The sequence below is a fragment of the Acinetobacter sp. T_3_1 genome (assembly GCF_025377055.1).
Lineage (GTDB): Bacteria > Pseudomonadota > Gammaproteobacteria > Pseudomonadales > Moraxellaceae > Acinetobacter > Acinetobacter kookii.
In genome coordinates, this window is record NZ_JACHVD010000002.1 from 101660 (window position 1) to 119155 (window position 17496).

17 protein-coding genes are annotated in these 17496 nt (G+C 41.9%); 3 read left to right on the forward strand and 14 right to left on the reverse strand.

Annotated elements, in window-relative coordinates; genetic code table 11:
* Positions 1–24 precede the first annotated feature (24 nt).
* The gene (locus H4I94_RS03115; RefSeq protein WP_092818306.1) at positions 25–765 is read left to right on the forward strand and encodes a proteasome-type protease; all 741 of its coding nucleotides are present in this window, start codon (positions 25–27) and stop codon (positions 763–765) included.
* Between the two features lie 65 nt (positions 766–830).
* On the opposite strand, the gene alr is transcribed toward H4I94_RS03115, so the two are convergent.
* From alr to ppsA, 12 genes are all read right to left on the reverse strand, one after another.
* Entirely contained in the window at positions 831–1895 is a 1065-nt protein-coding gene (alr, locus tag H4I94_RS03120) for an alanine racemase (RefSeq protein ID WP_261181445.1), read from the reverse strand.
* A gap of 332 nt (positions 1896–2227) precedes the next feature.
* On the reverse strand, positions 2228–3673 hold the full coding sequence (gene dnaB / locus H4I94_RS03125) for a replicative DNA helicase (RefSeq protein ID WP_092818304.1): 1446 nt from the start codon (positions 3671–3673) through the stop codon (positions 2228–2230).
* Between the two features lie 258 nt (positions 3674–3931).
* Positions 3932–4378, reverse strand: a complete 447-nt coding sequence (rplI, locus tag H4I94_RS03130) for a 50S ribosomal protein L9 (RefSeq protein WP_086200293.1) — start codon at positions 4376–4378, stop codon at positions 3932–3934.
* Positions 4379–4387: 9 nt separating this feature from the next.
* Positions 4388–4615 carry a 30S ribosomal protein S18 gene (gene rpsR / locus H4I94_RS03135; protein ID WP_004719336.1) on the reverse strand — a complete coding sequence of 76 codons (228 nt, stop codon included), beginning with the start codon at positions 4613–4615 and terminating at the stop codon, positions 4388–4390.
* Positions 4616–4626: 11 nt separating this feature from the next.
* Positions 4627–5013: a 30S ribosomal protein S6 gene (gene rpsF, locus H4I94_RS03140; RefSeq protein ID WP_092818303.1), complete on the reverse strand. Its 387-nt coding sequence runs from the start codon at positions 5011–5013 to the stop codon at positions 4627–4629.
* Positions 5014–5324: 311 nt separating this feature from the next.
* On the reverse strand, positions 5325–6203 hold the full coding sequence (gene cyoE / locus H4I94_RS03145) for a heme o synthase (RefSeq protein WP_261181446.1): 879 nt from the start codon (positions 6201–6203) through the stop codon (positions 5325–5327).
* A 10-nt stretch (positions 6204–6213) separates the two neighbouring features.
* On the reverse strand, positions 6214–6540 hold the full coding sequence (locus tag H4I94_RS03150) for a cytochrome o ubiquinol oxidase subunit IV (RefSeq protein WP_086197269.1): 327 nt from the start codon (positions 6538–6540) through the stop codon (positions 6214–6216).
* Entirely contained in the window at positions 6540–7160 is a 621-nt protein-coding gene (gene cyoC, locus H4I94_RS03155; protein ID WP_092818301.1) for a cytochrome o ubiquinol oxidase subunit III, read from the reverse strand. Before cyoC ends, H4I94_RS03150 begins: the two co-directional genes overlap by 1 nt.
* 4 nt (positions 7161–7164) lie before the next feature.
* Positions 7165–9153: a cytochrome o ubiquinol oxidase subunit I gene (gene cyoB / locus H4I94_RS03160; protein ID WP_092818300.1), complete on the reverse strand. Its 1989-nt coding sequence runs from the start codon at positions 9151–9153 to the stop codon at positions 7165–7167.
* Positions 9154–9156: 3 nt separating this feature from the next.
* Complete coding sequence (gene cyoA, locus H4I94_RS03165; protein ID WP_261181447.1) at positions 9157–10227, reverse strand: ubiquinol oxidase subunit II; 1071 nt, start codon at positions 10225–10227, stop codon at positions 9157–9159.
* 317 nt (positions 10228–10544) lie between these two features.
* Complete coding sequence (locus H4I94_RS03170; RefSeq protein ID WP_131274772.1) at positions 10545–11315, reverse strand: RDD family protein; 771 nt, start codon at positions 11313–11315, stop codon at positions 10545–10547.
* Between the two features lie 88 nt (positions 11316–11403).
* On the reverse strand, positions 11404–13782 hold the full coding sequence (gene ppsA / locus H4I94_RS03175) for a phosphoenolpyruvate synthase (protein ID WP_180176116.1): 2379 nt from the start codon (positions 13780–13782) through the stop codon (positions 11404–11406).
* Between the two features lie 153 nt (positions 13783–13935).
* On the opposite strand from ppsA, the gene H4I94_RS03180 reads away from it, so the two are divergent.
* Together H4I94_RS03180 and H4I94_RS03185 are read left to right on the forward strand one after the other, a co-directional pair.
* A complete protein-coding gene (locus H4I94_RS03180) occupies positions 13936–14772 on the forward strand; it encodes a pyruvate, water dikinase regulatory protein (RefSeq protein WP_092818297.1) in 837 nt (278 codons plus the stop codon).
* A gap of 67 nt (positions 14773–14839) precedes the next feature.
* Complete coding sequence (locus H4I94_RS03185; RefSeq protein ID WP_143002176.1) at positions 14840–15610, forward strand: hypothetical protein; 771 nt, start codon at positions 14840–14842, stop codon at positions 15608–15610.
* A 339-nt stretch (positions 15611–15949) separates the two neighbouring features.
* Here the strand turns inward: H4I94_RS03185 and H4I94_RS03190 are convergent, their stop codons facing one another.
* Together H4I94_RS03190 and H4I94_RS03195 are read right to left on the reverse strand one after the other, a co-directional pair.
* On the reverse strand, positions 15950–16504 hold the full coding sequence (locus tag H4I94_RS03190) for a flavoprotein (protein ID WP_261181448.1): 555 nt from the start codon (positions 16502–16504) through the stop codon (positions 15950–15952).
* A 21-nt stretch (positions 16505–16525) separates the two neighbouring features.
* On the reverse strand, positions 16526–17455 hold the full coding sequence (locus H4I94_RS03195; protein ID WP_131274767.1) for a ferritin-like domain-containing protein: 930 nt from the start codon (positions 17453–17455) through the stop codon (positions 16526–16528).
* Positions 17456–17496 lie beyond the last annotated feature (41 nt).

Here is a 17496-nt window from a genome sequence, read left to right on the forward strand (position 1 = left end):
TTTTAAAGTCATAAGGAGTTTCTCATGACTTATTGTTGTGCGCTACGGTTAAAAGACGGCCTGGTTTTTGTCAGTGATACCCGTACCAATGCCGGGGTGGATCACATATCGGTATTTCGCAAGCTTTATATTTTTGGTATAGAAGGCGAACGGTTTTTAACGATCCAGACATCAGGGAATTTAGCCACAACCCAAGCAGTCATTGGTCATTTAAACAACCATCTGGAACTTAAGCAGGAACCGAACCTATATAGTGTCAACACCATGTTTGAAATGGCCGAACTGGTGGGGCATACCCTGAAAAAAGTGATTGCCGATGTAGTGGAAGATGCTCACACGCATGAACAAAGTAATTATTACTGCAGCATTTTGCTGGGCGGGCAAATTCAGGGGGCAGAAATGCAACTGTATAATATTTATCCGCAAGGTAATTTTATTTGTGCTACAGAAGATACCCCTTATTTTCAGATTGGCGAAAGTAAATATGGCAAACCCATACTCGACCGGGCCTTAATTTATGAAATGCCTCTGGATGAAGCTGTGCGCTGCTGTTTAATTTCTTTTGATTCTACTTTGCGTTCCAATGTTTCTGTGGGGATGCCGCTTGATACGGTGGTGTATAAAAAAGATTCTTTACATATTCCAAATGGCAAACGAATTTATGAAGAAGATCCCTATTTCTGGAAGCTCAGTAAACAGTGGTCAGATACTTTGCGCCGTGGCTTGCAAGAATTGCCCATCCCGACTGATGATTATCTAGAGTAATAAACAGTTATGAGATTGTAAAAACCCAAGCACAAGCTTGGGTTTTTTTATTCGGATTTTAAATCTTACTTTCTTATAGGACGTGCACTTAAACGACATAGTAGTTCATAGCCAATGGTGCCATTGGCTTCGGCAACGTCATCCACCAGGCGGTTTTTACCCCATAGCTCAACTTCAGTTCCAAGTGGCGCATCGATACCGGTCACATCAATGGCAATCATGTCCATGGCGACGCGGCCAATCACACGGGTCGCTTGACCGTTAATTGCCACATAATTTTGTTTAGGGAAGGCGCGAGGGTAGCCATCTCCATAACCAATTGAAACGATAGCGAGGTCCATGTCTTGTTCAGCGGTAAAGGTTGATCCATAACCGACATGTTCGCCTGCCTGAATATGGTTTAGGGCAATAATCTCGGCCGTAAAAGTCATCACAGGTTTAAGGTCTAAATCATGGACAGATTGATCTGCAAATGGCGACGCACCATAAAGCATGATTCCTGGACGGACAAAATCAAAATTCAATTCAGGCCATTTATAAATGGCAGCCGAATTGCAGCAAGAACCCATCACGGGGGCGCAGGCTTGTTTTACTTGCAGGAACTGATTTTTTTGCTGTTCATTTAAAGGATGTTCGGCATCGGCATTGGCAAAGTGCATGGCCAGTACACAGCTAAAACCTTCAGCTTTAAGCGAATTAATCACTTCAATGATTTCAGGTACCTTAAAACCCAAGCGGTTCATGCCGCTGTTGAGTTTGACCCAAACTTTTAAGTTTTTGCCAATGTATGCTGCTTTGTGTGCACGTAACCAGTCTAACTGTTGCTGATGATGGACTACACATTCAATATTGTTCTCTATTACCACTTGCATTTCATCTTCCGAAAAAATGCCTTCAATCAGGGTAATCGGTTGTTGATAGCCAAGTTCACGAATTTCTAAGGCTTCTTCCAGGCAGGCGACACCAAAAGCGTCCGTTTCACCTAAGGCTGCTAAACAGTCTTTGACTCCATGTCCATAAGCATTGGCTTTAACCATACTGACAATTTGGGCAGTCGGTGCAAGTTGTTTGACACGGTTTAAATTATATTGAAGGGCTTCTCTATCAATATAAACTGTTGCTTGGCGCACCCTCGTTACTCCTTGGGGTTACAATAAAACATTACAGCAATTTATGAGATCAAATTGCTTATAAGCTACGTAAGAATATTATAGATATGCTTATTTTCTCAGACTTGAAAATGAGGAACTTAAGCAAAATGGAGAGTGATATTGTAGTCCTCTGACTGAAAATAAACACTAAGTTAAAGTGTATTTTTCACCAAATATTAAACAGAAAAAATTTATGTAATATTGAGCGGTGATGAATTAAAGCAATAGCGCGATTAAGTGAACTTTAAAAAATGCGGTGGGAGTACAGGGCAAAGAGTAAAAAACGAGGTCAGCACCTCGTTTTTTATGGCTTATTCTTCATCATCGTACTGGGCATAGAACTCAGGCGAGAGATTGCTAAAGCGCGTGTATTGGCCTTCGAAAGCCAGACGCACGGTACCGATTGGCCCGTTACGCTGCTTGCCGATAATAATCTCGGCAGTACCGGCTTCTTTTGATTCCTTGTTATAAACCTCATCACGGTAAATAAACATAATCAAATCGGCATCCTGCTCGATCGCACCGGATTCACGCAAATCGGACATCACCGGACGCTTGTTTGGACGGTTTTCCAGCGAGCGGTTCAGCTGGGAAAGTGCAATCACAGGGCAGTTCATCTCTTTAGCCAAGGCTTTTAAGCTGCGGGAAATTTCCGAAATCTCGCCAACACGGTTATCGCCCATGCCCGGTACTTTCATCAGCTGCAAATAGTCGACCATGATACAGCCAATTTTCCCTCCATGCTGTTTGGCAATACGACGTGCCCGTGCCCGGACTTCGGTTGGTGGAAGAGCGGAAGAGTCATCAATGTACAGATGCTTTTCCTGCAGCTGTAAAATGGTGCCAGTGACTTTGGACCATTCATCACCATCCAGTTTGCCGGCACGCAGATGACCCTGATGGACTTTACCGTAAGCAGAAATCAGACGCATGGCAATCGAATCTGCGGGCATCTCCATAGAGAAAACCAGGGCAGGCAAGTCACAGTTAAACAGCACACTTTCGACCAGGTTCATGGCGAAGGTGGTTTTACCCATGGATGGACGTGCAGCCACAATAATCAAATCTCCGGCTTGCATGCCTGAAGTTTTGTTATCCAGTTCCACGAAACCTGATGTTAAACCGGTAATGTTGCCTTCCATTTGGGAAAGTTCATTCAACTTGTCAAAAACATCGGCGACTACCGCATTGATTGGTTTTGGACCTTGCGCTTTGGCATTGTTGTTATGCTGTTCAGCAATGGAGAAGATATTGGTTTCAGCTAAATCCAGAATTTCACTGACCGTACGGCCCTTGGTGTCATACGCGTTCTGTAGAATTTCAGAACTCACCTTGATCATGCTGCGTAAGGTTGAAAATTCTTTAATTTTATTGCCGTAGGTTTCCAGGTTATAAAAACTGGAAGGGGAGTCTGCCATCAGCTGCATCAAATATTCTTCGCCACCCACAGCCTCGAGCAGATTCTGTTTGATCAGCCAGTCATTGACCAAAACTGCATCATAAGGCGAGTTTTCCTGGGCTAGTTTTTCAATGGCACGGAAAATATATTTATGACGTGTGGCATAGAAATCATTTTCATTTAATACATCACCGACTTGCTCAAAAGATTCGGCGACCGTCATCAGCGCGGCAAGAACGGCTTGTTCAATTGCCAAGTTGTGCGGAGGAGTACGAAACTCTTTAAGTTGGCCTGACTCATTTGCTTTATTATCTACTTTCGCTGAGTTAAGCATAGCGCTGGCATTCGCCTGTGACATATAAAACCCTAATTTTAAATGCAATAAATGAGTAATTTGAAAAAAGTGCCGAAGAATAAAAAAGGTATTATCTTCGTATAAGCAGATGATACGCGCTCTTAAAAAAAATGCGAATCGAAAATTTCATTTATTTAAGTCATTAAAAACAGTCAAAATAAATGAACTGAACAAGGTCTATATACGTAAATTCAACTATTTTGACTGTTTTTAGAGATAAAAAAAGAGCATGCAAAAGCATGCCCTTTTTCTTGCAGAAAATTACTCAGATACGATAGTAACGAGAACTTCAGCAACAACATCATGATGCAATTGGATTGCGATGTTGAATTCACCAGTGTTACGAAGCGCACCATTTGGTAAACGAACTTCTGCACGGTCAACAGTAAGACCAGCATTGGTTAAAGCGTCAGCGATGTCACGAGTACCGATAGAACCGAATAGTTTACCTTCGTCACCAGCTTTCGCAGTGATTACGATATTCACTTCGTTCAATTGGTCAGCACGTGCTTGAGCAGCAGCTAAAACGTCAGCTTCAGCTTTCTCAAGTTCAGCACGACGAGCTTCAAAAGCAGCAGTGTTTGCTTCGGTTGCTGCAACTGCTTTACCTTGAGGGATAAGGAAGTTACGGCCGTAACCAGCTTTAACTGATACTTTATCGCCTAATTTACCAAGGTTTTTAATGCGTTGTAATAAGATAATATCCACAGCTCAACCTCACTTATGATTGTCAGTGTAAGGGATCAACGCTAAGTAGCGAGCTTGTTTGATAGCAAGCGCCAATTGACGTTGGTAACGAGCTTTAGTACCTGTAATACGGCTAGGAACAATCTTGCCGTTTTCAGTGATGTACTGTTTCAAAGTATCGATATCTTTGTAGTCGATGTACGTAACGTTCTCAGCTGTAAAGCGGCAGAACTTGCGACGACGGTAAAAACGTGCCATTGATGTTCTCCTTATGCTTCAGCAGAGTCTTGAGCTTGTTGTGCTTCTTCACGTTGAGCTTTACGCGCACGTTTTTCTTCAGCACTCTTAGCAAGTAAAGACTCTTCAGTGATTGCGTTTTCACGACGAATAATAACATTACGAAGGATTGCGTCGTTATAACGGAACAATTCTTCTAATTCATTAAGCGTAGCTTGACCACATTCAACGTTCATTAAAATGTAGTGAGCTTTGTGAATTTTGTTAATTGGGTAAGCCAATTGACGACGGCCCCAATCTTCTAAACGGTGAATTTGACCTTCAGCTTCTTTGATGTGAGTTAGGTAACGTTCTACCATACCCACAACTTGATCGCTTTGGTCTGGATGTACCAAAAGTACGATTTCGTAGTGACGCATTGTCAGCTCCTTACGGTTTATACAGCCTCTGCCAATAAAAGCAGAGGCAAGGAGTCACAACCAAAGTTGTGTCGCATAAATTGCGAAGCGTGAATTTTAGAGCCTTTGCATGTTAAATACAAGGTTTGGGAAGAGCAAAAAGCAAAAATACTGAAAATAGTGCTGGACTAGATTTTGCTGGTCATGAAGAACTAAAAGACATTCACTTACTAAAGTTTGTTTATGAAAATAAGGAAGTAAGCGAAGCATAACAAGGAAAATGAAAAAGCGGATGGCATATCTAATTAAAAGATAGAGCAGGACTCTATCTTTTAAAAAAATATGATGGGTAGTTGTGGTGCTGTTGAAGTGAAACTAAATAACAGGCTGATGACGGTGATTAATTTGACAGAGAACATGAAATATTGCTTTGCCCATAACTGATCATTTTCAGCTTTAAAGCCTTGAATACTCAAATACATCCAGTACAGACACAAAAGGTTCAGTACGACCACATAAATCCAATTTGTATAACCATAAACAAATAATCCATTCATGGTGATACAGAACAATACAACGTAGATGAGCGACTCGATCTTGGTACGATGAATTGAACGTGCTACAGGTAAAATTGGAATCCCTGCATTTTTGTAATCTTCAAAGCGGTAAACTGCAATTCCCCAAGAGTGAGGCATTTGCCAAAGTGCATACCCAAGAAAAATAAGTAAGGCACCCATGTCAAACTGGTTTGCAACAGCGGTATAACCAATCACAGGTGGAGCCGCACCAGAAATACTACCGACAATGGTTTGGTGAATGGTTGTCCGTTTTGTCCATAAGCTGTAGAAACCAACGTATACGACAAAACCAATGACAGCGAATAAAAAAGCGTACGCATTGACCCAAAACCACAAGATGCTAAAACCGGTGACTCCGAGTACCAGGGAATAAACCAAGGCAACAGGAACGGAAACTGATTTTTTTACCATCGCACGATTTTGCGTACGTTGCATCTTTTGGTCGATGTCCTGGTCAATGACGTTATTGACCACACAACCTGATGCCACTACTAAAGTGGTACCGAGAAGGGTAATGAGAAGAAGAAGGAAATCTACAGAACCTTGGGCAGCTACAAAGTAGCCACCCAAAGTGGTAACGAAGTTACCAAAGAGAATTCCTGGTTTAGTCAGGAATAAATACTTTTTCAGCATGACAACCAGTTTAGATCATCATGTTGTAGTGAAGGTAGTTCATGATCCATACAGAACCAACCAGAAGGATGGCAATGGTCAGAATCGTATAAACGAATGCAATAACGTTCCAGCGTTGCTCTGAAGAAGAGTTCATGTGCAGGAAATAAATTAACTGTACAAGAATCTGAGCAACTGCAGTAATCGCAATCACGGTAATCAAGATACCGCGGCCAAAACCACCAGCCATCACCATTCCGAAAGGAATGATGGTCAGGATGATAGATAGGATAAAGCCAACAGTATATTGCTTAACGTTACCGTGTGCTGCACCAGCTGAATTGTGATCGTGACTCATTAGAGAACTCCCATCAAGTAAACTACGCTGAATACACAGATCCAAACGATGTCAAGGAAGTGCCAGAACAAGCTTAAGCATGCAAGACGACGAGTGTTTGGAAGTGTCAAACCATATTTCTTGATTTGAACCATTAACACGATCATCCATACCAAACCAGAAGTTACGTGAATACCGTGTGTACCTACCAGCGTAAAGAACGCAGATAAGAATGCACTTGTGCTAGGACCGTGACCAGCATGAACTAAATGATTGAACTCATATAATTCCATGCCGATGAAGGCAGCACCAAATACCCAAGTAATTGCAAGCCAAGTCAGAACTTTAGATACGTCTTTCTTGTAGGCAGCAAGAACAGCAAAGCCGAACGTTACAGACGAAATCAAGAGAGCGAATGTTTCAGTTAATACGAAACCGAGAGATTCACCAAAAAGATCTCGTGCACTTGGAGTACCAACTGGAACGTGACTGCTTAATACAGCAAACGCGATGAAGAGTGTACCGAATAGGATCAAGTCACTCATCAAGTAAGACCAGAAACCAAAGACCGTGATGTCAGTATCATCGTGATGATGATGTTCATCGTGTCCGTGGTTATCGTGATGAAGTACTTCAGCCATAGTCTTAGTCCTTCTTCAAGTGTTTTTCAAGTTGTGCATAACGTTCGTTTTCGATGCGTTCAACTTCAGCAGCAGGGACATAGTAGTCCACTTTCTTCGTGAAAGAAGACACGATGAAGCTAATGATCGCAGAAACGAATGTAATCGCTACTAACCACCAGATGTGCCAGATTAAAGCAAAGCCCATGGTAGTAATGAACATTGCGATAACAAAACCAGCCGCACGGTTGGTTGGCATATGAATGTCTTCATACTTGGTTGGTTTAGCGTATGCAATACCGTTTTCTTTGTCAGTCCAGAAAGTATCAATACCATTGATCTTTGGAATATAAGCAAAGTTATAGAACGGAGCAGGAGATGAAGTAGACCATTCAAGCGTACGGCCATCCCAGATATCGCCAGTAACGTCCATGTTTTTCTCGCGTTGCAAGAAACCAACTACGATTTGCATAACGAAACATGCAATACCAAGTGCAATCAGAACCGCACCGAACATAGCAATATTTACATATGGATCCCATTCAGGGTTGTCAAATGTATTCAAACGACGAGTCATACCCATGAAACCAAGGATATAAAGTGGCATGAACGCAAAATAGAAACCGATGAACCAGAACCAGAACGCTGCTTTACCCCAAGCTTCATTTAACTGCCAGCCAAACATTTTAGGCCAGTAGAAAATGATACCTGCGAACATCGCAAATACTACACCACCAATAATTACGTTATGGAAGTGAGCGATAAGGAATAAAGAGTTGTGTACCAGGAAGTCCGCTGGTGGAACTGCCATTAATACGCCTGTCAAACCACCGATACCGAAAGTCACAAGGAAGCCAAGTGTCCAAAGCATTGGGGTTGTATAGGTAATGCGGCCCTTGTACATGGTGAATAACCAAGAGAAGATTTTCACACCAGTCGGGATCGCAATAATCATGGTCATGATACCGAAGAACGCGTTAACGTTGGCACCTGCACCCATGGTAAAGAAGTGGTGAACCCAAACAACAAGTGATAAAACACCAATTGCTACAGTAGCGTACACCATTGATTTGTAACCGAACAAAGCTTTGCGGCAGAATACGGCAGTAACTTCCGAGTAAATACCAAAAGCTGGTAATACCAGGATGTATACTTCCGGGTGACCCCAAGTCCAGATCAAGTTTACATATAACATTGGGCTACCACCCAAGTCATTTGTAAAGAAGTGGAAGTCGAAGTAACGGTCAAGTGTCAACATTGCAAGAGTCGCAGTCAATACTGGGAAAGTCGCAATGATAAGTACAACAGTGACCAAAGATGTCCAGGTGAAAATAGGCATATCCATAAGGGTCATGCCAGGCGCACGCATTTTAATGATGGTAACGAAGAAGTTAACACCTGTTAAAAGCGTACCCAGACCTGAAACCTGAAGTGCCCAAATGTAGTAGTCTACACCTACGCCAGGAGAATATTCGATACCTGAAAGAGGAGGATAAGCCATCCAGCCTGTTGCAGCGAACTCACCTAAAGCAAGAGATACCATCATTAGACCCGCAGCACCGGCAAACAGCCAGAAACTTAAAGAGTTTAATAACGGGAAGGCAACGTCACGTGCACCAATTTGAAGTGGTACAGAAATGTTCATTAAGCCAACGACAAGACCCATCGCTACGAAGAAGATCATGATTACGCCATGCGCAGTAAAGATCTGATCGTAATGTTCAGGGTGCAAGTAACCTTCACCACCACCTTTTGCAAGGAACTGCTGAAGACGCATCATGATCGCATCGGCAAAGCCACGCACAAGCATGACAATCGACACGAGGATATACATGATACCAATTTTTTTATGGTCTACAGATGTGAACCATTCGTTCCACAAATAGCCCCATTTTTTGAAATAGGTGATACCTGCAACCATTGCAAGACCGCCTAGGACCATCATGGCAACTGTCACCAACACGATTGGATCGTGAGGGATTGCATCCGGACCTAACTTACCTAAGAAGCTCATGTCTTATTCCTCTACAGAAGCAGTCGCATGTTCAACATTTGCATGAGCTTCAGAAGCAGCAGCTTCATGACCAGCAGTTGCCGAGTGATCAGCACCGTGGTAATTACTCATGTATTTGTTAATCACAGATTCGAACAGTTTAGGTTCTACTGAAGAATAATAAGTCACTGGATGTGGCTTAGTCGGATAAGGCTTCAACGCTTCAGCAGCAGCCTTCTCTTCAGGAGTTTGGGCATTCGCAACGATTGCTTCGATTTGGTACTTAGAACGGTTACCGTCACGTAGGGTTGCAAATTCAGCCTGGTCTAAAACTGTTTTTTGAACAGCTTGAGGATTAATGGTATTACCATTACCAGCTTTAACTGCAGCCACCCATTCAGCAAACTGAGCATCAGTCACAGAGTGTGCACGGAAACGCATTTGCGAGAAACCATAACCTGAATAGTTAGAAGAGAAACCGCGGTAGCCTTCAGCAGGACTGGTTTCATTTGCCAAGAAGTTCAGGTGAGTTTGCATACCCGCCATAGCATAAATCTGACCAGACAATGCAGGGATAAAGAACGAGTTCATTGTGAAGTTAGAAGTTAAACGCAGGCTAACCGGAGTTTTTTCTGGGAAACGAATTTCGTTAACAGTCGCAATGTTTTGTTCTGGATAGATAAAAATCCATTTGAATTGTTCAGCAATAACCTGAACAGTTAAAGGTGCTTTATCTGATTCTAGCGGACGGTATGGGTCATACTTGTGGGAACCCCACCAAGTTAACCAAGCTAAAATACCAATAATAATAACAGGAATACCCCAGACTACAATTTCAATTGCAGTAGAGTGTGCCCATGTAGGTTTATAGTCTGCATCTTTATTCGACGCGCGATATTTCCATCCGAACCATAATGCCATAATCGCTGATGGAATAACCACCAATAGCATTAAGTAAATCGCAGTCAACATGAGGTTTGATTGACCTTCAGCAACTGGACCTTTAGAGTTCAGAAGTACCATATCACCACCACACCCAGTCAAGAGTGCAGTCATCGCAGATAAAGACAATACAGCTAAAATTGTTTGTCTCATTTTACAACCTCGGTGAAGAGTCCCATTCCCTAATTTAATATGGGATAGCGATTAAAGTGTCGCATGATTGGAAATGTTTTATTTTCGCTTAGACATTCTAAACATAGAAAATCCTTCCCAATCATGAGACACCGCTACGTTGTAGGGCATTATGCCTGATATCGAGAAACTAAGCTATATGTAAAGTGGCTTTAAATACCTGTTATAAAAACTGATTTTTTTAGTCGGAATTGAACTTTAATTATATGAATTTTATTTTAATATCAATATTATGGGGAAAAACAGGGATATAAAACAATCCCTGTTGAATTGAGTGGTTACTGTTTGACCACTTTGGTTTTAGCTAATTTATCATGCAGGGTTTGGCGCTTTTCGCCAAGTGCAAAAACATGATCAATAATTGTAATAAATGGCATAAAGAGCAAATTTAAAACGATAAAAATAAAGCTGCGTAAAGTGAAAGCACGCATCAGGCTGACTTTTTCACCATTATCGGCATCTACAATTTTAATTTTGGTCAGTTTTTTACCGATGCTTTGCCCGGATTTTGCCAACATAAATGCCTGTATACCTAGCATAATAATGAGGTAAATAAACATGGTCTGCCAGGCTTCAGAAGGTATAAGGGTAAATAATTCCTGTTGCAATTGCATGGCTTGAGTGGAAGTCTCGGCCGATTGCATTTTTTGCTGAATCTCGGATAACTGGTTAAATTGCTCCGGTTTTAGGAAAAATGACGGAATTGCGGCTGCAGGTAGCCAGAGTAGCAAGTCAATGATTTTTGCCAAAATACGGGTTGGAATTGCAGCCAACTCCTGTCGGGCAGTTGCTTTTTTTTCCACCTGAACTTTACGAATAGCTGAATTCTGTACAGGGCTAGGTTCTGGAAAAGCCGCAGGTGCGATATAGCCTTCAGGTGTATATACAAGTTTACCTTGGGTTAATTCACCTAAAGCCTTCCATTCGGTCATACCTTGATGCCAGGCCAAATCTGTTAGCAGCACTTGTTGGCTAGCGAGCATTTGATTAAGCTGCTCTAAGGTGTAAGGACCGGCTTGTTGATTATTTCTCGCCAAGTAAATTTGCATAAAACTCAATTCTCAAAATAAATCTAAAATACAAAAAATCGCAGAAGAAAAAAAAGACCCACGAATGGGTCTTTTTTAACATGTTTTATTACGCTTGTTGAGCTTTTTCTTCTGCAAGGAAGAACCAAGTGTCTAAAACGGAGTCCGGGTTTAAAGAAACAGACTCAATACCTTGTTCCATCAACCATTTAGCCAGGTCAGGGTGATCAGAAGGGCCTTGACCACAAATACCTACATATTTGCCTGCTTTACGGCATGCATGGATTGCCATAGAGAGAAGTGCTTTAACCGCTGGGTCACGTTCATCAAACAGGTGAGAAACGATACCAGAGTCACGGTCTAAACCAAGCGTTAACTGAGTCAGGTCGTTAGAACCGATAGAGAAACCATCGAAGTGCTCAAGGAACTGTTCAGCTAACAATGCGTTGGTTGGTAATTCACACATCATGATCACTTTCAGACCATTCTCGCCACGTTTCAGACCATTCAATGCCAATAATTCAATGACACGTTTCGCTTCGTTTACTGTACGTACGAATGGAATCATGATTTGAATGTTGGTTAAGCCCATTTCGTCACGAACTTTTTTCAATGCACGGCATTCAAGTTCGAAGCAATCACGGAAGTTGTCAGAAACGTAGCGGCTTGCACCACGGAAACCAAGCATTGGGTTTTCTTCTTCTGGTTCGTATAACTTACCACCGATCAGGTTGGCATATTCGTTTGACTTAAAGTCAGACATACGCACGATCACTGGTTTGTCAGCGAATGCAGCAGCAAGGGTAGAAATACCTTCAACCAGTTTCTCTACATAGAACTCGATTGGAGAAGCGTAACCTGCAGTACGTGCCATTACAGCAGCGCGAGTTTCGCGTGGAAGGCTGTCAATGTTGAGCAATGCTTTAGGATGCACGCCAATCATACGGTTGATGATGAATTCAAGACGTGCCAGACCAATACCTGCGTTTGGAATTTGTGCGAAGTCAAATGCACGGTCAGGGTTACCTACGTTCATCATGACTTTAAATGGAAGCGCAGGCATAGATTCGATAGAGTTACGTTGAACTTCGAAATCTAAAGCACCTTCATAGATAAAGCCTGTGTCACCTTCAGCACAAGAAACAGTTACTTCTTGACCATCGGTCAGAACTTCAGTTGCGTTACCACAACCTACAATCGCTGGAACACCAAGTTCACGTGCAATGATGGCAGCGTGACAAGTACGGCCACCACGGTTGGTGACAATAGCAGCAGCACGTTTCATCACTGGTTCCCAATCCGGGTCAGTCATGTCAGATACGAGTACGTCACCGTCTTGTACTTTATCCATCTCTTTAATCGAAGTGACGATGCGGACTTTACCAGAACCGATACGTTGACCAATTGAACGGCCTTCACAAACCACAGTACCTTTTTGTTTAAGCAGGTAGCGTTCCATGGTGCCGACATTTTCACGGCTTTTTACGGTTTCTGGACGTGCCTGAACGATATAAAGCTGACCGTCATCACCATCTTTGGCCCATTCGATGTCCATTGGGGCGCCGTAATGTTCTTCAATGATCAAGGCTTGTTTTGCAAGTTCTTGCAGCTCATGATCATTTAAGGAAAATTGTTGACGCTCTTGTTTCTCAACGTCGACGACAACGACAGATTTACCTGCTGCACCTTCTTCACCATAAATCATTTTTTGGTGTTTAGAGCCCAGGTTACGACGCAGGATAGAATGCTTGCCATTTTTAAGAAGTGGTTTAGAAATATAAAATTCGTCAGGGTTAACTGCACCTTGAACGACCATTTCACCCAAGCCATAAGAAGCGGTAATAAATACTGCATCACGGAAACCAGATTCTGTATCCAGTGTGAACATTACACCAGCAGCACCAGTTTCAGAGCGGACCATACGTTGCACGCCAGCCGACAACGCTACGATGTCGTGAGCAAAGTTTTGGTGTACACGGTAAGAAATTGCGCGATCGTTATAAAGTGAAGCAAATACTTCCTTAATGGCTACAAGAACGTTGTCGATGCCACGGATGTTCAGGAAGGTTTCTTGTTGTCCTGCAAATGATGCATCTGGCAAGTCTTCTGCTGTTGCAGATGAACGAACGGCAACCGCGATGTCAGGGTTGCCGTTTGAAAGAGCAGCGAAAGATTCGCGAATTTCCTTTTCAAGTTCTGCTGTAAGCGGAGTTTCGACAATCCATTGACGGATTTTTGCGCCTGTTTCTGCCAGAGCTTTTACGTCATCAACATTAAGCGCTGCAAGCTCGGCGTTGATTTTAGCGTTTAGGCCACTTTGCTCGAGGAATTCACGATACGCAGCAGCTGTGGTTGCAAAACCACCCGGTACTGATACACCAGCATTAGACAAATGGCTGATCATTTCACCCAGTGATGAGTTTTTCCCACCAACGAGTTCAACGTCGTGTTTCCCTAATTTTTCTAGACCAATTACGCGCGCTTCCAAAGTTGTTACTCCACTTATGCAGTATTAATCACTATCTTGGCATGAAATTATAACAAATCGCCCAGCTTTTTGATTTACTCGGCGACACTCATGTAAGATCGGTTTACTATAAAGATTTTACAGCACTTAGACAAATATTTAAGGAGAATTTTAATGTCAGAAGGTAAACAGATTAAGCGCAGTGTGTTTTTTATCTCCGATGGGACTGCAATTACTGCTGAAACCCTTGGACATTCACTGTTAGCACAGTTTCCTCATGTAGATTTTGACATTCATATTATTCCTTATATCACCTCAGAAGAAGCTGCGATGAATGTGGTGGCTGAAATCAACCAGCGTGCCGATCAGGACGGGCAACAACCTTTGGTGTTTGATACCCTAGTAGACCCGTATGTGCGTGATATTATTAATACCGCAAATGCAGTAAATCTTGATGTTTTTGAAGGTCTTATTGGTAAATTGTCGGAAGTTTTGGGTACTGCGCCTACGACTTTAGTCGGACAAACCCATGCCGTGACCGATTCTGAGTCTTATAAAGCACGTATTGATGCGGTACATTTTGCCTTGGATAACGATGATGGCGCACGCACGCGTCATTATGACAAGGCCGATCTGATCCTGATTGGGGTTTCCCGTTCTGGTAAAACACCGACTTCAATTTATCTGTCATTACAGTTTGGAATTCGTGTGGCAAATTATCCGCTGACCGAAGAAGACCTGGATGATAACCGTTTACCTGCAGTATTAAAGGCACACAAGCATAAGCTGTTTGGCTTGATGATTGATGCAGACCGACTTGTAGCGATTCGGAGCGAACGTAAAGCCAATAGCCGTTATGCAAGTTTTAATCAATGCCAGATGGAACTGCGTGCCGTAGAAGGCATTTATATTTCAGAAGGGATTAAATATCTGAACGTTTCTGAAATGTCGATTGAAGAAATTTCAACCCGTGTCTTACAGATGACAGGTTTAAAACGTCGTATTGGCTAATTTGAAAATGGAGTTAAATACCAATTTAACTCCATTTTTTATAATCGAAAATAAAGAGCTTAATTATATGAATAAACTATTAAAAATAAATGAAATTGCTCTTGGTTTTGTTGGATTTAGTCTGATAGGTACGCATGCTTTGGCAGAACCGCTGACTGATTTTGAAACTCAAATGGTCAAGCGATATGCTCAAATCCGTTTAACTGATCGCTATGAAATGGAGGCTGTGAATCAGGAAGTGGCTTCGAAAATTGCTGCATTTATTGAACAGAATCCGCAAAGTTTTGCTTATGATTTTAAAAAATTAACCAGCAAAAACATGGTTTTTGTGAATTATAGCCCTGACCGAAAGCTGAAATTTTATACATTTGATATTTCATCTGGCGGTACGATGCGTGAATTTGAATCCTATGTGCAGTTTAAACAGGGCAATAAAGTCGTTACTCAGGCGGTGAATGATGGGGGATTTATACGATTCATTCAGCAAACCGAGCTGAATAAAGTCCCCACTTATTTTATATCAAGTACCTATATTGGCAGCAGTTGTGTAGGCGCATACGATATTCAGGCGGCACAAATTAGAAATGCGAAATATCAAGCTGCCGATGTGTTTAAAACCAGAACTCAAACCATGAACCATATCGATGTCGATTATGACTGCAATTATTATCCGAAGCATATTCAGCCTTTCGATATGAATCGGCACTATATTCGTGTTGCGAATGATCTTAAAAATATTGATATTTTAGTCATCAAGCCATCTGGTGAATTAACATCCAGTTATTTACGTTATCAAAAGACTAAAAATCATTATCAATATATCGGCATAGTAAAATAAACAGAATGAAAAGAGGCTGATATACTTCTTTTTATATTAGATCTCTTTCATAAGTCAAAAAATGTTCAATATTAGATATTTTAAATCAGCACGGCCTCATATTTAATTGATTTAATTTTTTACCTTCTCGTAGGCAATCTCTCTACTTTTGAAAGGTCAAAAGTAGACAAAAACCTTTTTTTCCCATACACGACATCCTGAGCCATTTTTAAGCACTGCTTTAAAACGCAGCGCAAGGATGGGGAATGTGTGGCATCCTTGCCACACTCACAAATCTAATACCTGGAATTCAACTATGGGACAGCAGTGGCTGATATGCCTCTTTTTATATTGCCACCCTCAATAGGTAGTAATGATGACATCCACTAGATGTTCAACACCTTCCATGCTTTGTACAGCATGTTCAGTGATTTTTACCACAGGCCAGGTAATCAGCTTGCAATTTTCCCGTTGCAGCGCAGTGTAATAACGATCCGATTTGAGAAAAACCTTGTTTCCAGATGCCGAATTGGGCATTAGCTGGCGTTTTAACCAGGTATCTTGAACTTGGGAATCCAGATAGCGAATAGCCAGTAATGATTTTATGCGGGTATTAAATAAACGACGATTCTTGATAATCAAAGGATGCGAAAGTAGTTTGTGAATGCCTTTTTCAGTTTGAGGCAAGATAAAAAGCGGGGTAATTTGAAATACTTTTACAAATTTTGCAGTATTACAGATCTGTTCCAGGTGCATGACTGTCATTTGATTGCCCCCAACCACAGCCACATTTAAATCTGTAAAATCAAAGTTTTTAATATCTTCAGAAGCAACGATTTTTCCCTGAAATTTCTGGAAAAAATCGGGTGAATTCTGAAAGAACCCATCCTGTGGATTCTTTTTCTTGTTAACCATTTTTATATCCTTTCTTATTTTTTACTTTGTTGCAGTTGGTTCTGTAGTTAACTGGTATATCCAAGATGGAACTTTAGGTAAAGATTTTTCTGGAATCTTGTCAGTCATCGTCACCATGGCATCAACAGGAATATGAAACCATTTCTGTTTGCGGTCGATTACCTTGTAGGCATGGAACTGGATAATCTGATACCAGGGATTACGGCGACCCGCAGCAGTTCGGCCGCCAATTCTGGAAAATTTGCTCATTGCGGCATAGAGTTTTTCTTCTGCAAGCCCGAGTTTGATCACATTGTCACGCATTTTATTGATGAGCGGTAAATAAGCCAAAATACCGAGCAGTATGCGAGGGTCTATGGCTCGGGCAGCCATCTGGGCAAGTTGAATCAAGGTTTTATTATAGCCTTGGGCTTCCATGACACTAAAACCCACACCAAGATGACGTGCTTCATCGCCATTGATCAATTTAAATGCCTGGTGACAAACCGGATCATCGACGCTGTCCAGCAAAAAAGTACATAAAGCGCCATCCAGGGCAACTTCCAGCATTGGAATGACGGCACCCAAGATATAGAAGGGCATATCATCTGCATAGCGATCTAGCCATTGAATAATCAGACGCAGATTTTTATTGGGCTTGGGTATGTCATGTTCGAGCATGTCCCGGCGTTTCATGAGTGCCATTTCTGCGTTGGCATGCCGTTGTTCTTCAGCATGAAAAATGGCATACATTTCTGCCAATACAAGATTGGGCGCCTTTTTTGACATTGCTGCAAATGCGCGTGCACCGACATGCTCAATCCACATTAAATCGGCCATAAATTCTTTAAGATTTGGCCATTGTTCAGCGGTGATCAATTCCTTTCCTGGGGCATCCCAGTCAATATCAGATAAAGTCCATTGGGTATTTTTGACTTTATCCAGCATTTTTTCCAAGTCGATTGAAGCCATCCTGCACACCTGTAAAATCATTATTTCGCTACAAGTGTATG